Genomic DNA, 26,310 nt, shown 5'->3' on the forward strand with positions numbered 1-26,310 from the left:
AGTACATTTTTAAATAATGATCTAATATCTGAAAATTAATTGTTATAGTAACCATTTTTTTTAAGCTCCTGTTGTAAAACGAAGCTTTCCAAATCCTGTCATTTGTCTTAATGTAATTTTAAGAAAGTTTTAATTATAAAAACTTTTACTGAACAGCTAAAAACCGTTTTTTTGTCGAAAATACTATTATGAAGTTTTTTGATTCACATTTTCATATCATCAACACCGATTTTCCACTGTTTGAAAACAACGGTTACTTACCCCCTACGTTCAAGGTGGAAGATTATAAGGCGTTTACCCAAGAAAATGAAGTGATTGGCGGAGCCGTCGTCTCTGGATCATTTCAGGCTTTTGACCAGGAATACCTGATCAATGCCTTAGAGGAGCTTGGTCCGAATTTTTACGGAGTTGCCAATATCCAGCACGACATTTCGGATGATGACCTCAAGCGCCTGAATAAGGCAGGAATCGCAGCGGTAAGGTTTAATGTTAAAAGAGACGGTTCCGAAAAACTGCAGTATATTGAAAAATTGTCAAACGATCTGTATAATCGATTTAACTGGCACACGGAATTGTATATCGACAGCAAAGATCTCCACGATTTGAAGCCAATACTTTCTAATATTCCAAAGTTTTCAATCGATCATTTAGGTCTTTCTGAGGAAGGTCTAAAAGATCTCTACTATTGGATCGGTAAAGGTGTAAAAGTGAAAGCTACCGGATTTGGAAGAGTAGATTTTGATCCTGTCTCAGTCATGAGACAGATATACAGCATCAATCCTCAGGCATTGATGTTCGGGACAGATTTGCCATCTACACGGGCTAAAATTCCATTCACCCAGAAAGATCGATATGATCGCTGATCATTTCTCGGCGGAAGAGCAGAAAAATATATTTTATTTAAATGCTATGGACTGGTACAAAAAAGATTCTAAAAATAAGTAGAAATATGTCTATCGAGTTTAAAATTGCTGAAGAGCATCATCTTCCAGGTATTGTCGCATTATTATCTGATGATATTTTAGGAAGATATCGTGAAAATTTCCAAAGTCCAATTCCTATGAAATATGTAGTTGCTTTTAAAAATATTGTAGAAGACAGGAATCAGGAATTGATAGTACTGACAGATGAAAAAGATAAAATCATTGGTACTCTTCAACTTAGTTATCTTCAGTATTTGACCTATCAGGGAGGCATCAGAGCACAAATTGAAGCGGTAAGAATTAGTAAAGAATTTCGGGGTAAAGGGTATGGTTCATTACTAATTAATTGGGCTATTGACCGTTCAAAAGCAAGAGGGGCACATATGTTACAGCTTACCACAGATAAGAAAAGACCAGAAGCTAAGGAATTTTACGAAAAATTAGGTTTTACATCGTCACATGAGGGAATGAAGATGTCTCTATGAGTCCTTTCATGCTCTACAGATTTCTTATGTTCTTACAAATAATAAAATATTTTAGTGTTCCTGCTTTATGAAATGTTGGTCCTAGCACATCATTTATGCAATAGATAACTAGAATTAATATTTTTTTAAGAGCGTTTTCTCGATAATTATTACTCAGGAGGTTTAATTTTATATGGTCAAATCGTATGAAATGTAAAGTAAGGTTTGTTCTTCGATCTAGATTTATTATATAATTCACATGCGATAGTTAGTAAATCAGCTTTCCGGTTCGAAAATGTTATTATGCAAGGAGTAGATTGGATCAAAAAAGGACGTGGTACAATAGGTATTAATGATAGCAGATGTGGTCTGGTCTATCATGCGACTCCATTTTTACATTGGAAAATTTAGATTACAATCTTAAAAGGCTTTATTTTTCTTACTAAAACCGGTAAAGCTTCCTAGTACAACCATCGCCCTGGATCTATCGGGCTTCAATCTCTCAGAACAGATTAGCTGAGTGCACTTTCAGATTGCTTTTTGCCTGCATGATCGTTTTTTGAGATTATAGCTAAGTATATTTTATTATAAATTTTACTAAAGTAAATTTCCTGTTTATTAAATATTTTCCCATTTTCATCATCGGTATATCATTCCAAGCTAATTCATTAATTATTCTTCCTGTGACAAAATTCCTTTATCAGTTAGAAGAAATAAATTAATCTTCATAGGGCTATGTTCAACCAAGTATTTAAAAAAATCAATGAGTGGACTAGGTTTAAAGCAATCGAAGTGTTTTTTAATCAACTATAAAAGTTAAATTATTATCGTTGGGATTTCCATTTGTGTTTAATGCGTTGTACGGTGTCGTAAACCATCCGTTTTTGTTCATCACAAACCGGAATTCATACGTTTTTCCCTTTTCGAATTGAGATGTAGGCAAAATCAATTCAAACGTATTCTTGTCCTTTGAAACCATTTGATAAGATTGATCCGCAGGATCCCAATCATTGAATGTTCCAGCAACAGACATCTTCATTATTGCTTCGGCATTTAAGTTTTTAGGAATTATGTAAGTAAAAATCACTTTGTCCTTCTCAATCCGATAACCATAAATTTCTTTTTTTATATCAGGCTTATTAATGATATCGGAAATAACGAGTTCTTCTCTGGATAAATACGGATTTGCCAACTTCCTGTCAACCAATCCAGCAATATGATTGATTATCAAATACTGAGGTGGAAAAAAATTATATCTGTAGCCATTGCACATCAAAACAATAGACAAATCATTCTCCGGAAAAATACTGTAGGCACTCACGTTTCCCCCTGAAAAACCATAAGAAGTAACGTTTCCAGTCTTTGTAATTTCCCAGCCGTATGCAAAAACATCTTGTTTATTAGTAAAATCAAACGGTTTCCACATCAATTCTTTTGTCTGGCTTTTCAGGAACTGATTCTTATCAAGATGAATGCTCCATTGTAAAAAATCAGAAAGCGAAATTGCTAATCCATTGGCTGAATGCAACCTCAGGCCTCCAACGTTTTTTAACTTTTGGTATTGTTTAAGAGAATCATTGTAAACATATTTTTGAATCCGATTCGGGATTTCTTCAAGGGAATTGGAAGAGAATAGCACTTTGTTCTTAGCATCAGAAAATTCATTTTTCAGGACATAATCTTCAAATGTTTGTCCACTTATCTTTTCGATAATCATTGCCAAAAGCATATAATTGGTTTGGTTATAACTGTACTGATGTCCCGTTTCGAATTCCATTTTTTCTTTTGACAATCGTTCGAAGACCTGAGTATTAGAAACATCAGCCGAAATATCCTCATAACGGGCAAAATCCGGGATGCCTGACGAGTGTGACAAAAGATTTCTAATTCTTATATCTTCCCATGCTTTAGGAAGAGTGTCAATATACCTGGAAATTTTATCATCTAACGAAAGTTGTCCTCTTTCAATCAGTTGGAAAACAGCAACGTTAGTAATTAACTTAGTCGTAGAATAAACTCTGAAAAGAGAATTTGAATCTACTTTTTTATTAGATTCCAAGTTTTCTCTGCCGTAATATCTTTGAAAAATTATTTTATCATTTTTTACAACGCCAACAGCCAAACCTGGAATCTCAAAAGTTTTCATTACTTCGGTGAGATAGTTGTCGATAGATTTTGTTTGTTCTGCTTTTTGGCAAAATCCTAAAAATGAAATATTTATAAAAAATAAGATTAGGGATGTTTTTTTCATTAATTATCGGTTTACAATATGGACGATTATGACTTTAGATTATTATGTCGTTTTTTGAGGATACTATTTGTAGGCAGCAGGTGTCATTATTTTAAAATAACTTGACCTTCATAAATTGCTGTTGCGAAATTTAAATAATAATATTCCCCTCATTATTAATATATATATATTTTTTTTGCTCTACTTTTCCATCTGATATCATATTGATAGACGTATAGCCTGGATTCGTATGATCTACTGATTTATGTTTTACAAAAAAAGTCATGTTTTGAACAGCACCTATTTCTTTATATTTCAAATAACCTAAATTTTGTAAACTGTCAAGGTAGGTTATTTTTCTAAATGGTCCAAAATAATTTTTTTAACGGAAAACTTCTGGAATTTTGTGCAAATGTGCTTACAACAAATACTACTGTAAACGTAAAAGATATTTCGATTCACTATTGATCGCATTGTATTTTGAATTTTAGTTATATCATTATTATAACCAATATACTTAAATAATTAATTAGCAGATTACCCCTGTAAAATACACCAAACATTCAGCAATTACAATTTAATCGTTTTTTGAGATTTTCAGACTTATTTTAATCACGATCAATATGGAATGCAACCGTTAATGAGCAGCCGTTTAGGCAAGTAAAGGTATTGGAGGTACGCAAAGTGTTTAAACGCAAACTGGGTTTTGATCATACAGAGGTAACAATTTTATTGAACGGGCAACCAATTAAAATGGAAGCAAGGCCATATACTTATTTTTATCTGAAAGATATAAAGCAACTTGATGTAAAAATAGGCCATTCAGAAATGGGTGAATTTGTGACCAATAACAAATATTAGAAGTGCCGGCGCTAATAGTTTTTTTAAGTCGAGAGAACTATTAAACGGCGTCAAAACAACAGTTAACAGAACAGAGCCAATAATAGGTGGAGAAAAATACTATTATTACGAAACACTTCAAGGTAAATTTATCAGCGCGGGGAAAATGCCTTAATAAATTAAAATAAAAAAAATTACATGTCACAATATATAGATTCATACTATCTTATAGATAACAGAAAATTAGAAATTATTAAAAATTTTTTTTCAAAGTATTTACCATTAGGAGTAAAAGAATTAGCGGTTGATTATCCGTTTCCTGAGTATTCAGATAATCCTGAGAAAATTTATTATTTATATGATGAATTGGCTAAACATTTGGAAAAAAACATCAATTATGCGTATACAATTTATTTTGAAAACAAAGATAAATTATCTGATATTAAACAAGTTATACTACAATACACGGATGACGGAAAATTAATTTTTGGCATATCAACTGTCGGTAACGATCCGGTAATGGACAAAAATAATTTTCTTTTTAAGGAGATTAAAAACTATTTAAACTGTAAGAATGCTTATTCTACAGTTGAAGAAACTCCTGTAGCAAATTCAGTGGAATTTATAGACGTTTCTAATGAAAGATATAAAATTTAATAATTCTAAGTCCATTGTTTTTTTATTAAGAGAACCACTTTTAAATTAATAATGAATAAACAGACTGTTCAAAAAACAGTCTGTTTTTTTTGAACAGTCTGCTATTATTTTCGTAAACGTTTAAATTGTTACTCAATTTTATTTGCAATAATTAACTTCTATATTTTATATAGATTTAAAACAAATCTTATTTATAATTCGTTAAAATGTGAAAGCTTAAATATCTTATTTGTCAAATTAATATTGTCTTGATTATTAAACAATTTTTTCAAATTCTCATATACTAGCAAGTTATTGGTATCTCTAATAGATCTTAATTTATCAGAATAAACTTTTCCAAATTTGTCAAATGGAAGTTTAGATTTTATAAAAGACTTTACTGTAGAATAAACGCCAAAATCCACCAAAACTCATTTCTATCAAAGAATATCATAGGTGTGAATTTGTCTTCTGTCGCCATAAACCCAACATTTTCTTCAACATCTTGAAATAATTCCCTTAAAGTTCCTCCACTTCCTTTTTGCGTAAATCATACCACATCGGGCTCGTCTAACTAGAGCTGATTCTCTAATACTATTTTGAAAATATGAAGCATATACTGTAGCAAAAGGCATTACAGGTTCCTCTCCATATTCCCATGTTGATATAGCTAAACTTTCTCCTTTTGCCTTCGTTTTATATTCATTCGTCATTTCTAACGCTACAGTAAACCAATAGAATAAGGCTTTTTTAAAATTATCCTCTATCATATTAGAATCGGGAATGTCATTTCCATAATCATCCTTACATATATCAGGGTTACTAATTTTGGGAACAGAAGCAATATTAAATTTGTAATCAGTTTTTACTTTTGTAATTTTTCCTAGAAATCTTTTTTATCTGTTCCCATTCTGTAGAATCATATTTAGAAAAACAGGCTCCAAAATGTGCGGCCTCCATAATTCCAGGACCACCTCCTGTCTTATTACCGTTTGTCGTTTTGTCAGATTATTTATATCCATTTTGTGAGATATCCAAGAACAAACTGTCCTCTATTTCAGGTTGTGCTATAAACTTTGCTTTGCCAAAATTTAGCTTTGAAAACCTTCTTAAGTATTCTGTTTCAGAATAATTCCCTTTTAGTCCTTTATCATAGGGATAATAACTTTGTTTAAATTTCGAAGAATAATTTAGAGGATAAAATCGCTTGACCGTTAACTTATATTTTACATTTAATTTTTTGTTTTCTTTTAAATAAAATATTGAATTGCCTTCACCAGGCTTTTTATAAGCAATCAAACCAGAATCACCAATTTCGCTCATATATCTTTCATAGATGCTATCTAATTTTTTCTGATAAAATTTTGAAGATTGGTTATCCTCCATTGTTGCACAAACAATAATTGGATAATCACCCGTCATACTAACTTTTAAATTTTGATCTTTAAATTGGAGCGTATTAGGTACGGGAAAAATAACATCTTGAGAAGTATTATTTTCAAATATAAGAGATAGTTCGTTATTATGGGCAATATATGTAAGGTTTAATGAGTTTTTTTCTTTTTTTTTACAAGCTATAAAAAGAAAAAGTAATGTTAAGACTATAATATTTTTCATCTTCGGGCATTAGTTATGCAGTAAATCTAGGTATTGTAAATATAATTAAAAAAATCCTTTTTATTTTTTAAACTAAATAATCATTATAACTAATATATTTAAATAACTAAAAAAAATACTACTGTAAAACCCAAATGTCATTAATTTATAATCTAATCGTTTTGCGAGATTATTTTCCGTTATATCCAAAGGTAACTACAAGTATTCACGATTTCAGCCGTAGTTTTATTATTTGTGTAAGCCTTCAAAATATCTTTTGCTACAAGATTCAAATCTCCAGTAATTCGCAGTATTAATTCTTGTTTCGCAAAATCTCGTCCATGATTTATCGTCGCCGATATACTCTTTGTTTTCAAATCCTATATAATTTTCGTAAAAATCAAATCCAACTTCTGAATAATGAATAATTAAAAAATTTGAAATTTTTAGTTTCTCAATTATTTCAAGAATATACAAGCTTTCAAAGGTGTTGGTTTTATTATTTATATCTTCAAAATATCCATTTTCTAAATCCTCTTTATAAAATTCTTTAAAAAAAAAGTCGAAAATTTTATCAAAAGAATTTTCATTCTTACATAAATCTTCAATCATTTGAGCCTCCCAGCCATCATCGTCAGTCGGAATGATCAAGAAATTATCCTCGTAAAAATGAGGAATATCAAGAGAAGTATTTATATTGTCTTTAGTTATTATTAAAGTGATTCTATGCGCCATTATTTTATAAAATTGCTGCTAGTACTCAATTGATGTATAGACATACTATAAGTTCTGGTTATAATAAATTGTGATCGTTTTTGTGAGATTTCTTATATTGATCTTATTATATCAGGAGTTAATGAAAATAGAGCATCGAACCGCAAATCTTCTATTCATACAAAAAAAGTGATGAATTTTTCGTTTCGTTTCACTACTTTAAAATCCTGTTAGCCATAGTATCTTCATAGCTTAATCAGTTTCTTTTCTGAATCAGACAAGTTTATTAATCGTATTGAGACATGAGTCGAAGTAAAAGACGATTTACCAAATTCAATATAAATGTCTTTATTTGAGGAATCATTATTCAATCGATTTGGAATTGTAACTTCATCAGCTTTATTAAAAATTGCTCTATAAAAATCTAGTTCATTTGTCAATATAAGAATACTACGATATATCTTCTTTGAAAATATTGTATAGAATCCAATTATAATAAACGCATCTTCCATAAAATATAGATCAGCTTTTTGATAATGAAAACCTAAATTCTTTCTACCGCTTGTAAAAGTCGAACATTTTACATTAAATTTTTCTAAACATATTTTATTTTTAATATTGATCAATTTATGTAATTCTTTCCGAACAATCTTATGGGAATATGATCTGTCTAGATAAATTAAAATAAAAAAAATAGCGAAAACAAAAATTCCGATATAGTTCATTGAGTTATCTTAATGTGGATTAGGGTTAATTTTTTACTTTTACTTCTGGCAATTTATATAAATTTTCGCAAAGGTATTTTACCCTAATGATATATCCTTATAAACATAAATATCGTATTTTGAGATTTTATTTATCAATCATTAACTTTTGTAGCTTGGCGATCAGGTAGAAATTATTTCAGCTTACTAATAGATTTTTTCCGGATCAAAAATAAACTGATAATCGTATGTAAATTCTTCAATAAACTGTTTGGAATATTGTGTTTTAAATTTTTCTACTACTTCACCGAATTGACCGAGTTCAGTTTCAATTCTACTATCCCATTTTGAAGCTTCAATAACCTTCCACTGTCCTCCGTAAACACGAATATTTTCTTCTTTATCATCTCCATCATACCATTTTATTAGACTTCCTCCAATATTACAACAAACAATTTTTTTGTCGATCATCATCAACCAACTAAATTCCGGAGCAATTAAAACAGTATAACTTGAGCCATAAATTTCAACCAAACCCCATTGTCCTGTTGATAATTTACCCATAAAATAGTCTCCATTCCAGGAATGGGTATCAATATGTTCTGAAAAATAGTCAGATGAGTGACTGTCATACTCCCATGAATAATCACCGATGAAAATTTTGTAAAATTCATCACCAATTAATGGTGAGATATAATCATAAATTGGCGGGATTATTTCATGTACCGATATATGAATAATCCCCCACTTTTTTTTGCCATCTATATTGTTGAAATAGCGAACATGATTATTTTTTGAATCAATAATTTTTGTAATATCAAGTTTTTTTAGATAATTATTTTTTGCGCTAAATACTTCCCCATTTTTTAACCGAAAAATTGCACATTCTAATTCTTTTGAAAAAAATAGGTTATCGTAAATATCAATTGGGTTATCCATAGTGATTGTTTTATCCAGCATCAGGTTAAAGGTTTACAAGTCCAAATAATTAGTGATCGTTTTGTGAGATTTAGGATTGTTTATTATAGACATTTCGGTATTTTGATAGCACGTTGTATTGCAGTACTATTTTGGCAAACTATTCAAAATACCTAATTTCATTAATCTAGATTGATATTCATCAGTGCGAATCAAATTATGACGTTTCATATATTCAAGGCGTTGTAGTTCATCAAATCTAATATCAGGCGTTTTTTCCAAAATTTTGGGATATTCTGTTTCAATTAATTCTGCTTCTACTTTTGAAATTGTTCTTAATTCTTTTTCAGTAGGTAAATCCTTTATAAGTTCTGGCGAATTCTTGCTCAGATATATTATGGCATCACTTAAAGTTTGAAAATTGAAAACTTTTAGTTTGTGTGCATTTACTTTTAAATCATTAAAAAGAATTGGATTTAAATAAGATTTATTTTCATATGTTATCAAATAATCATAGTCATTCGATACAATATATAATTCTTCGTAACCTCCGATTATAGTTAAAAGTTGTTCCCAAATTATCTCATCACCCAAAGGATCATTTGTTTTACCGGGAGGATTTCCTCTTTCTTTTCTAATTTTTGCACTTAGAAACTCAGCATTTGAATAATCTTTTGGTGAACTAAAAATTTTTTCAATAGTTTTAGAAACTTCATCTTCTGATCTAGCAATATTTTGTAATTTTTTTTCAAAAATTTCTATCAGTTTTTTATTACTGTCTTTAACAAGCTTAATAATCTCCTTCCTATCTATATTCCAGCTTGTAATTAAAGATTCTGAAGTATTCTCCAAATGTTCTGGTAAAGTAATATTATTAAATAAGGTGGCTTGTTTAATATAGGTTTCGAACGAATTTTTAAATATTTCAACCTTATTTCTATCTATTTCGTATTTGATTTGATAAGGAGTAAAAATACAACCTTTTAAGGATAATAAAGTTTTCAACATTTTCTTGTATTCTCGATTATTACTATCATAGAATCTTAGAAAAATATTAGTGTCAACAAAAATTAGTTTATTCATTTTATTTGGAGTATCGTTTGTTGAGATTTAATTTAATCTAAAACGGGCTTTGCGTTCGAGCGGGAAATAGAAGCATAATAGCTGATTTATTACTGATGCTCAATTGAAAAACTTCTGTTGAGTTTTGCACTTCAGCAAGCCTGACACAAAACCCTGTTATGCGATGCTTTTTTTCTATGTTGGCGCGATAATTTTCCATTTTCCATCAATTTTTTTTATAAATAAAGACATATTATAACCCATAAAACTATATCCGTTAGAACTTACGTGGTAATCAATTACAGTTACTCCAAAATTATAATCTTCGTCAAAACAAAATCTTGAAAAACTTAAATAGTTATAATTCTCTCCATCCTTTAGTTTCTGCTTTGAATAATCAAAATAATGATAAGGTTTTATAAATTTTATTTTTTTCTTATTAAATGTCCGATATTTTAGAGATCTAAATTTTTCAGAATTTATAAGATTAAAATATGCCACAGAATCTTTTTTTGACATATTGTTGTTTTTAAACATCCATTCATTGTCTTCCTTAATTTGCCTAATCGGTCTTAATTCATCTGAGATATAAACTTTTAGATTCAGTTATTAATATCTGGTTTTTGTATCTCAATTTCATCACTAAAATTTGGTGGATTTAAGATTTTTTGCAAGTCATTTTTATCAAGATAATTATTACTTATATCTTGAATTGCTTTTAATTCTTCTTCTTCGTATTTATTACAATTAAATAAACTAATTGAAATAAAAATGACTAAAATTATTTTTAATACGGTATTCATAAAATGTCGCATAAATTCACAATTTAAGCATTGCGTCAATCCAAACTCTCCGATATTCGCAAAGCCATTTATGCTACTAATATAAAGTTAATTTTGATCGTTTTTTGAGATTTAGTTTAACTTTAAACAAAGTTTAAGGGGATCAAAGTACATATGGACCTATAGAACGCCTATATTTTGCACAATTAATAAAACATTAGCGATCATTCAAACTTAAATATAACTTAATTTACTATAGAAAAGCCATTAAAACTACCCCAAACATTCAGCAATAATTTTTATGATGCTATACTAATCTAATTGATTGTTTTTTGCTCGGTTATTTGCCCTAATCCTTTCTTCGGCATCTTTTGAAAACTTTTGATTTGTCAAAGCTGAAAAAGAGCCGACAGGATCATTCTTTACTTCCTGTCTTTTAGCATTAAATTTTTGATAAGACGTTTCAATAACATTACTCATAGGAACGATTGGTTTTTTCACCCTTTTTATTGCTTTAAGGATGAAACTAAAATATTGTTTATCATCTTCTAAACCTATAACGAGTCCCGGTAAACCTTTGAAGGTATATGGTCCTTCTTGAAATGGTATTTCTGTCGTATACTATGCAATGATATTTTTGTTTCCATATTTTGTGATTGCTTTCTGACATGTGTAACCACTTATTGTTTTAGATTCATTAAGGAGCTTCCAATTTGCTTTATTAATCGGCTCGAAAGCGAAGGTATTTCTTCTGATTTTATCATACACGAGTATTCTTCCGTTCGTATAATAAACTTCCTGAATGAATTTCGGACGTCTTACCCCACTGAGGTCTGGAGCTGATGGTGTCGAGCTATTTGCTCCTTTCAACATGGCTGATTCTATTATTTTATGTGAAAGAGAATCACTACTTTCTCTTAAATCGCTTCGGAAAATACGAATTTTTGCCAACACGTAAACTTAGAATATCCTCCTTTGCGGAGGATACATTAAGTGTATCACCTAAAAATTTTACATAATATTTTACTTCGATCACTGAACTGTCAATATCTTTTTTTTGTGAGAATACAATAAAGGGAAACAGAAGTGCAATACATATGAAACTTTTGATTGACATAATTGTAAAATTAATTTTCAGCATTAAGAATTCATTTGTACTTTCTATGTAATTTATCCCGCATTTTATCCTTGTTGAATCTATCCATACCAATATCATTTTTTGTCCTTAAAGGAAAGAATAGTTTTGTAAAGTAAAACCTTTTGCATACATATCAAGTATCCTGATTATGCGGTTTAATTCTTCCATAACTTTACAAATATATAAATCACATATTTAAATTTCGTACGGATTACCGTAATATGGATTGATACATTCAGTCAATACTAACTCTATAATTGTTGAGAAGGTGATTTGTTGATATTAAAAATCCCCAGGATGTCCTGAGGATAAACTAATAATCATTAAACTCAATTAAAGTTGAGAATAGATGCAAATTTAAAATATTTAATCTATACTCATAAATCTTACTGTCTTTGTTTTGGAAAAGGCTATATCACCAGTCTCTCCGTTATTCTGTCATACCGTCATCAGTCAAACTGTATCCCATTTTTGGGACAATCTAAAGTACTTATTTCTGCAATCTGCTCCCTTTCATCTGTCTTTATCAAAGAATCGCCATCGTTATGATTCAATGAATTACGCGTAATACCGTTCACTTACCAGAACCATGACATTATCCCTTTTAGCATTGCTTTGGCGGCACATTGCCAAACTTAAGAGCAAGCACTGCTGTTAATACATTTTTCGTAGACTATATTTAAATAGAAAATAATGTAGGCAGGACCCTAGTTCGTATTATTAAGGGCAAATAAAAAAACCGTGAAGCTATGTTTACTGTCAAGAGGCACGTATACCCTAATACAAATAAACACGCCCACGCCGTAGCATGAGCATCGCGTATCTCTTGTGTTCATTTGAAATTACCGCATAGCTGAGGAAGTACGAACCAAGCAGGTCTGATCTGCTATATCTTTGGCAAACCATTCATTCATATCTTTAAAATCATGGTATAGTATCGAATAATCCTCTACATCTTCGTATGCTTTTTTAATTTTTGATGAGCAAAACTTTCCATTGTCATCATTGTCCAGAAAGAGTAAGATTTTCTGGTATTCTTTTAATACCTTTTCCGCTTTAAAAAGCATTGCAGTAGAATTTAAAACTAAACAGTCGCAGGTCAAATTAAGCAGACTTTCAACATTGCGAAAGCTGAGATAGTCAAAGAAGCCCTCAAAAACAGAGATGTCCTTGTTCATCTTATTTGAATTGACGATCCACGTTACATCCTTAGTCCCTAAACAGACTTTCGAATATCTGTTTCGAATTTCAAAACCACCGGAGTTATTTTTAAAACCGATTCCGAAGTATTTCCTGCCATGCAATTCATAGTGCACCTCCCGGACCAGGTTCTTACGCTCAGAAACTTTTCTTGATTCCAGGTATTCAATCAATGCAGGATGCCTGATCTGGTCGATTTTTAAAATTCTGTACAAAGTTTCCGATTGTGTTTCCTCAACGCGGCTTTCTGCATTAACCGTAAAATTATACGATGACAGGTATTTCAATGCTTCCGAAACAGAACACTTTTTTATGTGCTGTACAATAGAGATCACATCGTAACTCTTCCCTGTTCCAAAATCAAAAGCCGTGTTCCTGACAAAATCCACACAAAGACTGGGAACCTTTTCTTCCCTGTCCAGCGCAAAGTAAAAAGCGGTTCTTCGGTTTTCTTTGACAGGAAACAGGCTGAAAAATTCAAGCACACAACGGATGCTGACATTTTTTTTAATTTTTTCGCAATTCATTTTTTCTTTTTTTAAAGCAAATTTCTTTTGCCTGTTTCTTTTAATAAAAAATAACTTTTTCAATCTTTTCAATCTATTTTAGCCATTTGATACAGTACCATGCAGTAGGCTGCTTTAACGATTTTATGAATGAGTTCAATTCCGAGTCATAGATCAGTATCATTCCGAAATCGGCATCAGTGTAATTCCGAAAAACAACCGTATTTGAAATGAGTGCGAATCCGTTTTAAATTATCAGCCACTCTTCAAACAAGCATCTTATCCACAATTCCGACATCCTTTTACCCTCAAAGCCAATTTTTGGACGCATTAAAATGGGTGCAAATCCGACATAAAGTCTGGAAATCTGATGCTTTTAACAAGTTGTTAACTTCAGAGAGCGCAACTCAGAAATAGCAATGAGCGCTATTCCGAAGCACAGATGAGTGCCATTCCGAAATCAGAGAATAACCGGATATCCATTCGGCAGCAGCTTTCCGATTTTGCTTTCCCGGTAGAGTTTAATGATGTTCTCCTGCATCGCCATCAGAAAAGCTCTGCCTTGAACTACCGTAGAGCTTGTTCCATTCAACCTATACGTTCTGATAAATTCCCTGAACGCCCTCTCAATGAGTTCGCGTGTCTGTAGTATGTTTTTATACTGGTAGGAAAACTGCAGCATTTCATCCTCCCGTAGACCATATCTTTTTCTGAAGTACCGTAATCTTCTGGTAATATCGATCTGCGTTGTTTGTACGTTCATCTTTTCTTCCGGGAGCGCTTCCGTGCGATACGGTATGATGGAGATCATATCCCCTTTATACTTGAAATGGAACGACAAGCTATTATACCGGTCGAGATTCGATCTTACGGGTTTCAAAAATTTGAAGCAAAGGTCATTGGCCGTCTTATAATTGAGCCCAAATTTTCTGTTCAGTGTGGAAAGCTTCAGGATTGTTCCGGTCTGTGGTATTTTTGCCAACCATATCGCGAAGATGATATGCTTATTGTTCCTGATATTATAGACCAGGTTATACAGAACGTAGTTATACTCAGGAATAACCAATAGTTTTTTAAGCCAGTAACTGCTGATGAGGAAACGGGTACAACCACGGTCTTCATAGCTTGGTGAAGAAATAAGTCCTCCAAAAGTTCTGATCTCCTTTCCTTTTGAATTCAACAATATATACCATCCCATCCTGAACCTGGCCAGAAATTCATAGGCCTCGATTACCTGCCTGATGGAACCGCTGGGTGAGATTTTATTGTTTTTGATTTTCATAACGGCAAAAACATTATTATCGGTCTCAAATTCTTCGTCAAACAACGACAGTTGCTGAGGACGGTCTTCCGGCCTGAACTGCTCGCTGCTGAGGGTAGCAATGATATTAAATATGACCCGCAAAGCATTGATGGGTATATCAGCAGCTTCCTGACCGTCGAATATAAAATCATCGACAAAACCATGACCCAGCCTTATTCTTTCCGGCTCCTTCCCTATCCTTGCCATATACTCCTTTCTGACAAGCCTTCGGTCTTTTTGAGGAAATATCATATACTTCTGTTTTTTAATCATTTTTGACAATACTTACCGTTCAGGGTTATTCTTTCGGATGCCTCACCTCAGGAATTTTGTCAATCGATACCTGGGAATCCTGACCTCCGGATTTCAAAAACGGTAACACATTTTTGAGCGATGTACGCCAATTGGTTATTATCCTTCCCGATTCGCTTTTCCAGTCATTCACCAGCCAGCCTGAATACTTAGCGGTGATACGGTCATCGAGTTCCGAGCGGTAGGCATCCAGGGTCCTGGCATACTGTAGAAATTCCTGTAGATCCGGAATCATCCTTTTTTCCCTGAATGGCGCGCAGGATTCAGACGCCGCATTCTGGCCACTAATGGTCTCATCAGTCTCAGAATTATGTTGCTCTTTATTCCGAAAAAGGATGTGGTCCGCGTTAATCAAAACAATGGGATCTTCGACATCATTCTTTATCTCACCATGATTGGTTTCCTCGATAGGATAATTAACAATCAGCCTGTACATTCCGGCAACGCCCTGCATGCTCCGGTAATCGATCAGTCCGAATGTTCTGAGCTTTTCCCTGGTCGTCCTAACAGTTGCCCTGCTCATTCCAAGGCTCTTTCCCAGATTGACATCGGAGATCACAAGCTGGTACGCATTTCTTTCTTTGGCGAGCTGCAGCAAGTACAGATACAATGAAATGGCAGCCGTGCCAGGTTTCGTTTTTTCGCTGAATAACCAAAACCTGTCGATGAGCTCAACGTAGTACATCTTTATTTCTTTCCGAAGAGCTGCAGGGCCTTCTCCTTGTCGATAATGATAATATTGCCGTTTTGGATGATCGCCTGATCAAGGATTCCCGAAGATTTCACTTCGGATGCTTTTGAGACCGAGCATCCCAGGATCTTGGCAAGGCCTTTCAGCCCGTATTCATATTTCTTCTCTAGGCTCAGGCTTTTGGACACCTCTAAAAATTCCGCGACAGTAAGCTGCCAAATCGGGGTTTTAGGGTCAATGATTTTCTTTTCCATACTTTTGAAATTAAATGTCCGGTTATAAAAAATTAACAGCACAAAGTTTGAAAAACAAAGAATACAGTTTTCGGTAGTTCTTCGGTACTACCGAAAGATTTATTCAGAAAAAGCATGAATACACATTGATCAGGGACCATAACTCCGGAATCCAATGATTTAATACCTATTTCAATTAAAAACATAAAAAATGGATCCTGAAAACAGCATTCAGGACAAAAAAATCGACATATGAAGAAAAAAACATTACTTACTCATCAAGGTCATTGAGATACTGATTAAAATTCTGCTGCAGCAATGAAAGAAATTTACTCCGGTCCGTTTTCCGCAACCGAAGCTCCGCAAGGGTCTTGTGAAAATTGCCTAAATTGACGTTCATCGAACTTTCTGCCCATCGGAAAATTTCAGCAAGGTCGGACTGCCCGCCATTGAAGCACTTGGTGAGATGAAGCGCATACAGCAGCTCGGTCAATGCCACTTTGGGAGCTGTCCATTCGACCTGTTTGGCGCTTTCCAAAGCGCTTCCACGGTTATCGCCGGAATGTATTTTGCCGCTGAGAAATTGCTCCAGCATATCATTGGCAAGAATCTGCGAGACCAAATGGTCATGGGATGTTGAAAATTCCTCGTCATAACTGTACAGTTCAGGACTGAGCTTCAGCTTGAAATCAAATTTGAATCGCACAAAGTACTTTTTGTCAAGATAGGTTGATTTCCGGCGGTAGTAGTTGATAAATTCCTTATTCTCCCTATAAAAGTGCAGCAGGCTCTCGCGCTCGTTTTCATAGTAGGCCTTGAGAACTTCCGGATCCGCATAGGGTTTGGAAGCTTCTATTGACAATACCTTGGAATAATAGATATAGATTGCAATAAATTTCGGCTTGGTGGTCTTAAAGAACCTGATCTCTTCACTCCAGTTGTTGAATTCATACCGGCGAAGCAACTCCTTCAGTTGCCTTATCGCTGAATCCGTTTCCATCAATATTTCTTCTGCCTGGCTTATAATGCCGTTATCACTCCTGTTGATCTGATCCAAAGCGTTGTTGAGCTCCAGCCACAGCTGGTCAATCTTTTTTCTAAAATACTGTCCGTTCATACGTTTGCCTTTAATGTTCACGTAAAAATCGGGTTAAAAAAAGATAAAATCAACTGTGCCGAAGCTCCTGCTGTCTTTTTCTGATAAAATCGATGGGCCGCATTCCGTTGATTTCAAGGAAATGAGAGGAAAATTTCTGCCGGTTGGTCATTCCGCACTCCACTGCTAAAGCATCAATACTGTAGTTCAGGTATTTGCTGTCCTCCAAAAGAAGCTTTGTGATGTACCGGATCCGTAATTGTTTAAGATAAGTGGGAAACGTAGTGCCCATATGGACGTTGAGAACATAGGAAAGATGTGTCCGGTTGCTTCCCATCATTTTAGCAACTGCCGATATGGTAAGGTTTTGCGTGAGAAACAGCTTCTGATCCTCGAATGCTTTCAGTTTGCTCCGGATGTCTTCGATAATTTCAGGGCCGTAGAGACTTTTTCCGTCTGTACGGACCGGGACCTCATGCACGGGCTGCAGGCTTTCCGACTCCTTCAGTTTGCGGAGCAACTCCTGATACTTCAGCGTGAGCAATTTTTCCCTCTTCCGCGACCTCACGATCATATAAGACCACAAGAGCATTCCTGCGCCGACTGAGATATAGATCAACGCCAGATCCTGATGATGCTTTTGCTGAAGCTTCTTCTTCTCCTCGACTAAGGTCTCCGTATCATATTCACGGTACAGCTTCGCAGAAAGCATTGCAAAATCAGCATTGATAATCGAATCTGCCCTCAGGAGCTGTCCCGTATAATACAGCTGCCGGTCCTTATCTTGACGGCTTTTCGCGTCGTTGATCAGGTATTCGTAATTGGACCTGATCTCAGGCGTTATAAACCGAAATTTGTTAACCAATGAATCTACTTTTCTAAAATAATGAAGTGCATTGATTCGATCTCCCGTCCGGAGGTATGATTTTCCCATATAAAAATAAACAGTCGTTAAAGAAGCGTGGTCATCCACACGGCTGAGAATATCCCTCGCCGACGTTAATTGTTCCAGTGCTTCCAGGGGCTTGCCCTGACGAAGCAGCTGAATACCCTTTCCTTTTCTGAACAATCCCAACTCAGGCAGGAATTCACTCCTTTTTTGCAGCCTCTCCAATCCTATATTGATCAGCGAATCCTCTTTGCGGTAAATATGCAAATGTTTATAGCAGGTACTAAGCCGGTAGATACTGTTAAAATAACCTCTCTCGTTATTGATCTTCAGCGTTGGGTTCTCATCATCGTTTGCCTTTCTTGCAAAATAGCCACCGGCATCAACAAAGTGGTCCGCCGCTTCCCTGTAATATCCCAGATAACTTTTGACCATGCCCAGATGATAGATGATCTTGTTTTTAAGGTAAAGATCCTGTGAATTTTTCGAATATTTAAACGCGATCAGGTATTGATTGAGGGCAGGTTTGTACTGTCTGCGGTTATAGTAATACACGATTCCTTTCCCCAGGTAAGACCTGGCAATCTGATCACGGTCACCGGATCGTAGCGAAGCAATGATGGCGCTGTCGGCGTACAATAATTTTCTCTCGGGTTTTTCGCTATAGTACAGGGCCTCTTCATAACCTCTGATCATTTTTTTCAGATTACGTTCGCTCCTTGCTTTTTTTAAGTACAGATTGACAAAGACTATTGCCCTTTCGTCATTTTCCTGATAGGCATTAAACAATGCTGCAATTTCCTTATACGACCGTTCCGGGATTTGATGACCATCAATAAAACACCAAACCAGATTCAAGATCAATAATAAAATCCTTTTATGATAGTGCATAACGATGAGATATATTCAAATTTACTCAAAAATTGATCATTAAAAACCCTTTTCAAAGTTCGTCAATAATGCATTTTATTAACTGTTGACTATCAGAAACATAAACGTAAGAACATTGGGAACGATGGACCAATCATTCCGTAAAAACGGCCATATCGTTACCGTATTTCCTTTTTTTACCGCCTGCACACTGGTAATTTCGATGTCAGAATTCTACACGAACCCGGCCGGGATAACTTTTTTAACACCGTAAAAATTACAAACCATTATGAAAAAGTATATCTCAGTTTTAATGCTGGCACCGGTAGTACTTATGCTATCGTGCGACAGAGAAACCGATAACAATGAAATGCCTCAGGAAAACAGGCACAACGTCGAATTCAGGAGAAATCAACACCAGGCCGAACCGGCATCTGCTCGGGAAGAGCAGGCTGGTTCTGAGTCTAAAGAAACCGGCGACGATGATGAACCGCAAGATGACAAACAACATTGGAAGGCTCCTCACGATTCGATATCGTAAGCTGAATGCACGATGAAAAAGTTGGCTGGTATGGAAGAAAAGAAAACGACGCTCATTACGGGAAAAAAGTGTACCATCAGCGGGGAATGGGAAACAGAAGGACGCCTCAGCACAACAGTCTATGTCTCAAAGGGAGCGCTGATGCCCGATTACTGCGGAAAGAATGTCAAGTGGATATTGGTCAGAAAAGGATAAAATAAAGTAACATAAGAACAATGAAAACCTTCAAATCAAAATTCGTAGAATACGCCAGTTATTTTTTCATACTGCTGTTCTGTTATGCCAGTATCAGCAAGATGATGGATTTCGAAAATTTTCAGTTTCAGATCGGTCAGTCCCCTCTTCTGAGCTCTTATGCAACAATCATCAGCTACGGAATTCTTGCGGCAGAATTTGTAGTTAGCATGATATTAATATTTGAAACCACCCGGAGAGCCGGACTGTACATATCTTTTACATTAATGGTCCTTTTCTCTTTGTATATCTACATCATTCTGAACTACAGTGATTTCGTACCCTGCTCCTGTGGAGGAATATTGGAAAAGATGAGCTGGAGAACCCACCTTGTATTCAACCTTCTGACGGTTGCCCTTTCAGCAGCTGCGCTCTTCATTCAAGCCAGCATCATGAAAAGGAGTGTCTTGAGCCCGTTACTTCTCATGACCGGATTAACACTGCTGGGTACAGGCAGCATGCTTTATCTCTATCACCGATCTGAATACTTTGTGCAGAAAGAAAATAATTTTGTCCGAAAGTTTGTACCGCATGCCGTTGATGAAGAAGACCGATTCGACCTAAAGGTAAATTCATATTATTTTGCCGGATCCGATAATGACATACTATACCTTGGCAACCATACGACCCCCTTTGTGCTGAGTTCAATCGATGTTAATTTCAGGGGGCTGAAGACATTGCAAATTATTCCGGACCAGGCAGATTTCAGCTTTAACAGTTCGAAATTCCTGGTCAGGAATCAGAAATATTATTTATGGGACGGTACGATACCTGTTCTCTATCAAGGGGATATCGGAAAGCCCAATATGACAACGATTAGTTACAAAGATTCGCATTTTAGTCAGCTTCAGGCATTGGATAATGGTTTTTTCGTCGTGCTGACCTATTCCACCCGGGAGAAGATACAGGCACTGGCCTTATTATCATCCGGACCGACACAGGAGAGAGTCAAGATCTATCCAGGACTTCTTGAAAAGACTAATGACGGGATTTTTGATACCGATGGTAAATTAACGGTCGATCCTTATAATAATAATGTTATATACACGTACAGCTACATGAATAAATTCATCGTTCTCGACCATTATTTACAGCGAAAAAAGGTATTTCATACGATTGACGATCTAAGCCATCAGGATATCGATGTTATACAACTGAAGAACGGTCAGAAGAAAATGAAAAAGAATCCGATTACGGTCAATAAATTCACATTCGCATACCGTGGATTATTGTTTATCGAGTCCAACCGGTCCGGTAAATTCGAGAATAATATCAATCATAAGCAGTCCATAATTATTGATATTTATTCGACGAATTCCCAACAATATCTGGGAAGTTTCTTGCTACCGAATCCGCAATCATCGAAGAAAACACAATTTTATATTAAGGACAACCGTCTTTATGTGATGATCGAAAATGAACTGATCAGATATCGTTTTGCGCAAAACATCGTTACGCAGTTCAAATCAGGGGAAGCCGAAAACCTGAACACAGAGTAGGCACCAATATCAAATTTCATTAACATGAAAAATTTAAGAAAAATCGCACTGCCCTTGGCAATCTTTGCATTCGGCATCGGAAGTGCGTACGCCGGAACAGCGTCAGAGAAGGAAGATAGTGCTATAACACAAGGCTATCGTTTTGACCCTCTTGCCCCAGTGGGAGAACAGTGTATGATTACAGAACATGAGTGCAGCACCATCGTATCAGGGGATGTATGTACGTATGTAGACAGCTCGTCCAATGAACAAAACCTGTTTCAACAGGGATGTGTAAACGTGCTGTATAAAATTCCTTAAACCCTGATTAACCCTGAGGCAGTCTATAAAGTCTTCATGCTGAGTACAGTCTATGACCGACCTGGTAACAGATTCTAAGAGCAGATAATACTTTGAGACTGCCTCAATTTTTAATTAACGTCCAAGCTAACCATAGGGAAATGCTGCTAAACAGGACGTTGCCGGTGATCGCTCCCGTTATAAAAAAATGAGCATTTTCACTAAAAACCGCGAAAAAATATACATTATTCATAAAGAAATTGATTTTTATGAAAATTATGCTTACGTTTACAAGCGCACTTTATACCTGTTGCGGCCACGCTATCTTTACATTGTGCGCGATCTTACACTAAAAAAATAGCGTTATGCGTAAAAAAAATCAAGTGTTTATTGTAATCTTTCTTTTAGGATTAACTGCTATAGCGAACGGTTCATTGATAAAGATTGACGGCAACGCTAATGCAGAGCTCATGATATTAACTGGATTAGTTATGGAAATGGTGTCTCTCACCGCTTTCCTTTTCAGCAACGTCAACAAGATCAGGACCTTATTAAAACAATTACGGGAATGATCGCAAAACAATAATGCCTGGAATATCCAGGCATTATTGTTTTGTTTCCGTAAACTTTTCACAAAGCTTTCCAAAACACCAATGCTGCGATAGCCTTAAACATTTCTTTCCGGTACAGATCACGCGGCAAGGTACAGCATGCGGTTGCAGTATGCTTTATCATTGTAACGGTATATGCAGAAATTCCTTATCGATCCATTCCACATTCTTTTTACCGCACAGGAAATAATCAAACCATTCCAACATCCTGATGGTAAGGTCTTTCCGTTGCTCTTTTCCTATCAACGAATGCTGCTCATCCTTGTAGAACAGCGCGATAACCGGCTTCCTGTATTTACGCAATGCATTGTAGAAGGATCGGGTCTGCTCCGGACTCACATTTTTATCGTTAGTACCCGTCCACAAAAGCATCGGACTATTGACCTGATCTGCATAATACAAAGGATTATTGCTGTAGTATTTTTCTTTATTTTCAATAAACATTCCCAACTTGAACTGCCCGTCCTCATAGCGGTAATAATCCGCAGAGAAGAAATTGTAATTAAACGAGAAAGATGTATTAATGATGTCCGCAATCGAAGCACCGGATATATAGGCCGCAAACCTGTCGGAATGGGTAGCAATAAAATTCACCTCATATCCGCCATACGACTGTCCAACCAGTCCGACTCTTTTCATATCCGCCTGTCTGATGTTTGCCAGCCCGTCAAGCGCAGCATTTACGTTCTGGAGTGCAACGATACCCGGACCTTCCGAACCTGTATTATTGATATCGGGAAGCATCACCATATACCCCGACTCCAGGAAAAGTCTTTCATTGAAACCCCTGGAATTCTTAAAGGTCGCCCGTAAGTACCTGTTGGCATTTTTGTTCTGCATTTCATAAATGGAGACAACCACGGGATACGTCTTATCCTTGGAAAAACCAGGTGGGAAATAGACCGCAGCAGAAAGATCTTCACCGGCTGCGCCTTTGTACGTAAGCCGCTTCATCGTTATCTGGCCAGCGGATGTCTTTGGCACAGCGGTATATATTGTCCTGCTAATATGATCCTTCCCTGTCATACGAATTTCAGGAGGCCGATTAAAATTCTCAGCCATCCAGCAATAGCTTGTCAATGTTTTGTCAAAGATAAATTCTGAAATCCGATCCTCCGTTTCTTCAGCAATAACACTGACGACCCCGTGATGCCAGCTCACGATTGACGAGCGGTTCTGTTGCTCATCACTCATCTTGATAACCATCTTACGACTGAAGTCGACGGATTGACTGATAATTTTGTACTCCATCAATGACTTATCCCTCGAGGCGTTCAAAATTTCAAGATGGTCAGCGGTAAACGAGGCAATGAATTTCTTCTTCAATGTTACAAGATGCTGCCGCCACATTTGATTACCGGCCACCCAAAGTACTTCATCAGCTGAAATAAAGTAGGGAACCGCATCTTTTTGCACAGACAACCCCTTCTGCCTGGTCCCGTGAACAGTATCGTAGGCTATCCATTGGTTACCTTCAAGGTATAGCATGAACTTACCCTGCGAATCTGTGATAAAAGCCCCTGAAGTATGGGCAAAAGATCTGTTCTGTCCGGTCACAGGATCATACAGAGCATAATGCTCAACAGCTTCAACAGCAGCGTTGTCATTCTTGTCAACATGCTCAGGATCAACAACAACGCGTAAAAATAAACCTGATTGCCCGACAGCTCCGACAGACCGGTAATCTTTATGGTCCGTCTCAATCAGCCTATCTTTTTCTGGATACCAGAGAACCCTTTTAGTGATCTTATCCTCTCTGAAATGGGTCTCAAGATCATAATCCTTTCCATACCATATATCAACGATTGAATTCTCCTTTACCCTATTTTTTTCAACCGTAAGAAGAACCGCATCACTTACGGCTGAAGGCCCCTGCTGAATGGCGTCAAATTGTGTATCGTTGTCAACCGATAAGGCGACGGGTAACCGACCAGGACTTACCCACCACAGTTTAATGCCCTGATCACCTTTTTCCCGGACCAGCCATCCCCCGGTTTTTACACCGGAGGGACCGGCAGAATAGATCTCTGATGCCGTGGTATATATGGTGGATGCCTTTTCACCATCATAATTCAGGACTTCATTACCGCTGGCACTGCGTCTGATGATCAATAGTCCACCTCCACTGTCAATCACCCTGCTTACCTGAGAAACAGAAAAAACTTTTTTCCATTGTTTATTATAGCAATCCAGCCTGCCTGTCAGGATATCGGCATGGTGGATATACACTACATCCAATGGTCTTGAATAGTTCACGTTTTTAACTTCTGAGAAGCTGATCTCTTTATTTTTTGCCAGGTCCACGAGCTTTGCCGTATGACCAACCCTGTACATGATCTCGTTTTTCCTGATAAACTGCCATTGACCTGCTCCGGCTTCAGTCCGTTGTAATGCAGCATTACGGACCGAAGCTATTTTCAGTTCCGGCGGCCTGCTTTCGTACGTCGACTGCCAGGCCATCCACCTTCCGTTATCCGACATGCTCAGAAGCCGGACCTCTTCCTCACGCTCAACCAGCTCCTCCAAGCCGGATATTTTACGTTGGGCTTTCACTATAGCAATCGTCATCAGGTAGACAAGGATCATGATGAGTATTTTCCTAACAAGCTCCATAGTCCGTTTTTGATCCGTTAGCACCTGACCGCTTAATATCCTTCATTCTGAGGATTCAATTTGGGATTAATAAGCAGTTCTTTATTGGGAATCGGCCATCGGGCATGAAACGGTTTCCAATTCGGTTTCACACCCGTCAGCTGATCAAGCATGCCCCATCTTTTAAGATCGAAAAAGCGGATGCCCTGTTCCGAGAACAGCTCTTTCCTTTTCTCGATTCGCAATTCATTCATAGCAGCCGGAGCCGAAAGACCTGTCGAAAGAGCGGCCAGACCAGCACGCAGCCTTGTTTTATTGATCAGGTTTACCGCTTCCGCTACCTTACCCTGTTTGATCAGCACTTCTGCAAGCAGCAGCTGAACTTCCTCAAGACGAATGATGACAGAATACTCATTAGGATTGTTTCCGGCCAGGTTCCTGTATTTCGAAACTTTATAATGGGTCTGCGACTGAAAGGTCACGGCAGTAATGTACTGCTGTTTCCTGAGATCATCAGCAGAGTACTGACCGACCAGATCCGTGTTCACCATAAAAGATAACGGAGCCGCGGTAAAATTGTAAAGAACAGCCTCTTTGGTCGCTTCGTTGGCATTGCCGGGCTTCAACTGCCACAGAATATGACCGCCTCCTTTTTGAAATACTTTCGCCAGATCATTCTGAAAGGAATACAGCGGAGATTGAATAACAGACTGCAAAAGAACCGCTGCTTCGGTATTTTTATTCAGCAACATCTTAATCTTGGCCAGAATAAGTATGGCAGCGTACCTGTTCGGATAGATCCGTTCCGCATTCCGGTAGCTTTCCTGGAGCAGATTGGCAGCTTCTGACATATCTGTTTCAATCCTGGTCATGAATTCATTTTCAGGCATCCTGGCGAGCTGGCTGTTGATGGTATAGTCCGTGGTATCCGTATAGGGAATTTCACCATAAATCTGTTGCAGGTAAAAGTAAAGCATAGACCGTACAAAGAGCGCCTCACCGGTAATCCTGTCCCTGACCTTCTGTGATAATGATGTTGAGTTCCCCACGCCTTCGATAATACTATTGCAGGCATAGATCTGCTGATACGCGTTGGTCCAGACATTCGTGACCACAGTATTGTTCGGAATCTGGGCGTTGTAATAAATATCCGACACCCCGTTGATCCCGGGCGTATACACCGTGCTGATATCATCCGTGTACAGACCTCCCAAGAGGCCGAACCCTTCCACACCGCCTGACAGCAGTGAGTTGCTCCAAAGGCTGGAATACAGGCCGGCCAGGGCCGCCTCAGCCGTCTGCTCGTCCTCGAAGACAAGCTCCGTCGGCAGCTGGTTGTTCGGAAAATCCGTTTCGATCCATTTCTCACAGGAAACCGCCGTGAGCAAAAACGCTAAAGAGACAGCATATATGATTTGTTTGATTGTTGTTGTTTTCATTTTTTTCG

At 36.4% G+C, this 26,310-nt stretch carries 22 protein-coding genes and 1 pseudogene; 7 read left to right on the forward strand and 16 right to left on the reverse strand.

Annotated elements, in window-relative coordinates:
- Nucleotides 1-188: 188 nt before the first annotated feature.
- Together ACYT6F_RS17245 and ACYT6F_RS17250 are read left to right on the forward strand one after the other, a co-directional pair.
- Nucleotides 189-863, forward strand: coding sequence for an amidohydrolase family protein (locus tag ACYT6F_RS17245; protein ID WP_472598858.1), 675 nt, complete (start codon nucleotides 189-191; stop codon nucleotides 861-863).
- Between the two features lie 86 nt (nucleotides 864-949).
- Nucleotides 950-1,408 (forward strand): GNAT family N-acetyltransferase, encoded by a 459-nt coding sequence (locus tag ACYT6F_RS17250; protein ID WP_472598859.1) that lies wholly within the window; start codon nucleotides 950-952, stop codon nucleotides 1,406-1,408.
- 778 nt (nucleotides 1,409-2,186) lie between these two features.
- Here the strand turns inward: ACYT6F_RS17250 and ACYT6F_RS17255 are convergent.
- Entirely contained in the window at nucleotides 2,187-3,638 is a 1,452-nt protein-coding gene (locus ACYT6F_RS17255) for a serine hydrolase (RefSeq protein WP_472598860.1), read from the reverse strand.
- A 1,017-nt stretch (nucleotides 3,639-4,655) separates the two neighbouring features.
- Between ACYT6F_RS17255 and ACYT6F_RS17260 the strand changes: the two genes are divergently transcribed.
- Nucleotides 4,656-5,114, forward strand: a complete 459-nt coding sequence (locus tag ACYT6F_RS17260) for a hypothetical protein (protein ID WP_472598861.1) — start codon at nucleotides 4,656-4,658, stop codon at nucleotides 5,112-5,114.
- Nucleotides 5,115-6,101: 987 nt separating this feature from the next.
- Here ACYT6F_RS17260 and ACYT6F_RS17265 read toward each other — a convergent pair.
- The 13 genes and pseudogenes from ACYT6F_RS17265 to ACYT6F_RS17325 all read right to left on the reverse strand — a co-directional run bounded on the left by ACYT6F_RS17265 (nucleotide 6,102) and on the right by ACYT6F_RS17325 (nucleotide 19,128).
- Nucleotides 6,102-6,710, reverse strand: a complete 609-nt coding sequence (locus ACYT6F_RS17265; protein ID WP_472598862.1) for a hypothetical protein — start codon at nucleotides 6,708-6,710, stop codon at nucleotides 6,102-6,104.
- 228 nt (nucleotides 6,711-6,938) lie between these two features.
- Nucleotides 6,939-7,424 carry a hypothetical protein gene (locus ACYT6F_RS17270; RefSeq protein WP_472598863.1) on the reverse strand — a complete coding sequence of 162 codons (486 nt, stop codon included), beginning with the start codon at nucleotides 7,422-7,424 and terminating at the stop codon, nucleotides 6,939-6,941.
- An 890-nt stretch (nucleotides 7,425-8,314) separates the two neighbouring features.
- Nucleotides 8,315-9,046, reverse strand: a complete 732-nt coding sequence (locus ACYT6F_RS17275; protein WP_472598864.1) for a hypothetical protein — start codon at nucleotides 9,044-9,046, stop codon at nucleotides 8,315-8,317.
- A gap of 126 nt (nucleotides 9,047-9,172) precedes the next feature.
- Complete coding sequence (locus ACYT6F_RS17280; RefSeq protein ID WP_472598865.1) at nucleotides 9,173-10,108, reverse strand: PIN domain-containing protein; 936 nt, start codon at nucleotides 10,106-10,108, stop codon at nucleotides 9,173-9,175.
- Nucleotides 10,109-10,282: 174 nt separating this feature from the next.
- Nucleotides 10,283-10,606, reverse strand: coding sequence for a hypothetical protein (locus tag ACYT6F_RS17285; protein WP_472598866.1), 324 nt, complete (start codon nucleotides 10,604-10,606; stop codon nucleotides 10,283-10,285).
- A gap of 83 nt (nucleotides 10,607-10,689) precedes the next feature.
- Nucleotides 10,690-10,890 carry a hypothetical protein gene (locus ACYT6F_RS17290; RefSeq protein ID WP_472598867.1) on the reverse strand — a complete coding sequence of 67 codons (201 nt, stop codon included), beginning with the start codon at nucleotides 10,888-10,890 and terminating at the stop codon, nucleotides 10,690-10,692.
- Between the two features lie 291 nt (nucleotides 10,891-11,181).
- Nucleotides 11,182-11,742 (reverse strand): annotated as a pseudogene (locus ACYT6F_RS17295) (GLPGLI family protein).
- A 1,107-nt stretch (nucleotides 11,743-12,849) separates the two neighbouring features.
- On the reverse strand, nucleotides 12,850-13,734 hold the full coding sequence (locus tag ACYT6F_RS17300; RefSeq protein ID WP_472598868.1) for a toprim domain-containing protein: 885 nt from the start codon (nucleotides 13,732-13,734) through the stop codon (nucleotides 12,850-12,852).
- A gap of 439 nt (nucleotides 13,735-14,173) precedes the next feature.
- Nucleotides 14,174-15,268: a hypothetical protein gene (locus ACYT6F_RS17305; protein WP_472598869.1), complete on the reverse strand. Its 1,095-nt coding sequence runs from the start codon at nucleotides 15,266-15,268 to the stop codon at nucleotides 14,174-14,176.
- 46 nt (nucleotides 15,269-15,314) lie between these two features.
- Complete coding sequence (locus ACYT6F_RS17310) at nucleotides 15,315-16,013, reverse strand: hypothetical protein (RefSeq protein ID WP_472598870.1); 699 nt, start codon at nucleotides 16,011-16,013, stop codon at nucleotides 15,315-15,317.
- Nucleotides 16,014-16,015: 2 nt separating this feature from the next.
- Nucleotides 16,016-16,273 carry a DUF3853 family protein gene (locus tag ACYT6F_RS17315; protein ID WP_472598871.1) on the reverse strand — a complete coding sequence of 86 codons (258 nt, stop codon included), beginning with the start codon at nucleotides 16,271-16,273 and terminating at the stop codon, nucleotides 16,016-16,018.
- 250 nt (nucleotides 16,274-16,523) lie between these two features.
- Nucleotides 16,524-17,369: an RteC domain-containing protein gene (locus ACYT6F_RS17320; RefSeq protein WP_472598872.1), complete on the reverse strand. Its 846-nt coding sequence runs from the start codon at nucleotides 17,367-17,369 to the stop codon at nucleotides 16,524-16,526.
- A gap of 49 nt (nucleotides 17,370-17,418) precedes the next feature.
- On the reverse strand, nucleotides 17,419-19,128 hold the full coding sequence (locus tag ACYT6F_RS17325) for a helix-turn-helix domain-containing protein (protein ID WP_472598873.1): 1,710 nt from the start codon (nucleotides 19,126-19,128) through the stop codon (nucleotides 17,419-17,421).
- A 313-nt stretch (nucleotides 19,129-19,441) separates the two neighbouring features.
- Here ACYT6F_RS17325 and ACYT6F_RS17330 point away from each other — a divergent pair, with 313 nt between their 5' ends.
- From ACYT6F_RS17330 to ACYT6F_RS17345, 4 genes are read left to right on the forward strand one after another with little or no spacing between them, the layout of a single operon-like run.
- Entirely contained in the window at nucleotides 19,442-19,648 is a 207-nt protein-coding gene (locus ACYT6F_RS17330) for a hypothetical protein (RefSeq protein ID WP_472598874.1), read from the forward strand.
- 5 nt (nucleotides 19,649-19,653) lie between these two features.
- Entirely contained in the window at nucleotides 19,654-19,848 is a 195-nt protein-coding gene (locus ACYT6F_RS17335) for a hypothetical protein (protein WP_472598875.1), read from the forward strand.
- A gap of 15 nt (nucleotides 19,849-19,863) precedes the next feature.
- Nucleotides 19,864-21,381: a MauE/DoxX family redox-associated membrane protein gene (locus ACYT6F_RS17340; RefSeq protein ID WP_472598876.1), complete on the forward strand. Its 1,518-nt coding sequence runs from the start codon at nucleotides 19,864-19,866 to the stop codon at nucleotides 21,379-21,381.
- A 54-nt stretch (nucleotides 21,382-21,435) separates the two neighbouring features.
- Nucleotides 21,436-21,681: a hypothetical protein gene (locus ACYT6F_RS17345; RefSeq protein WP_169230145.1), complete on the forward strand. Its 246-nt coding sequence runs from the start codon at nucleotides 21,436-21,438 to the stop codon at nucleotides 21,679-21,681.
- A 710-nt stretch (nucleotides 21,682-22,391) separates the two neighbouring features.
- Here the strand turns inward: ACYT6F_RS17345 and ACYT6F_RS17350 are convergent.
- Nucleotides 22,392-24,857 carry an alpha/beta hydrolase family protein gene (locus ACYT6F_RS17350; RefSeq protein ID WP_472598877.1) on the reverse strand — a complete coding sequence of 822 codons (2,466 nt, stop codon included), beginning with the start codon at nucleotides 24,855-24,857 and terminating at the stop codon, nucleotides 22,392-22,394.
- Nucleotides 24,858-24,916: 59 nt separating this feature from the next.
- A complete protein-coding gene (locus ACYT6F_RS17355; RefSeq protein WP_472598878.1) occupies nucleotides 24,917-26,302 on the reverse strand; it encodes a RagB/SusD family nutrient uptake outer membrane protein in 1,386 nt (461 codons plus the stop codon).
- Nucleotides 26,303-26,310 lie beyond the last annotated feature (8 nt).

This window comes from Chryseobacterium sp. NG-CE01, from assembly GCF_055695505.1.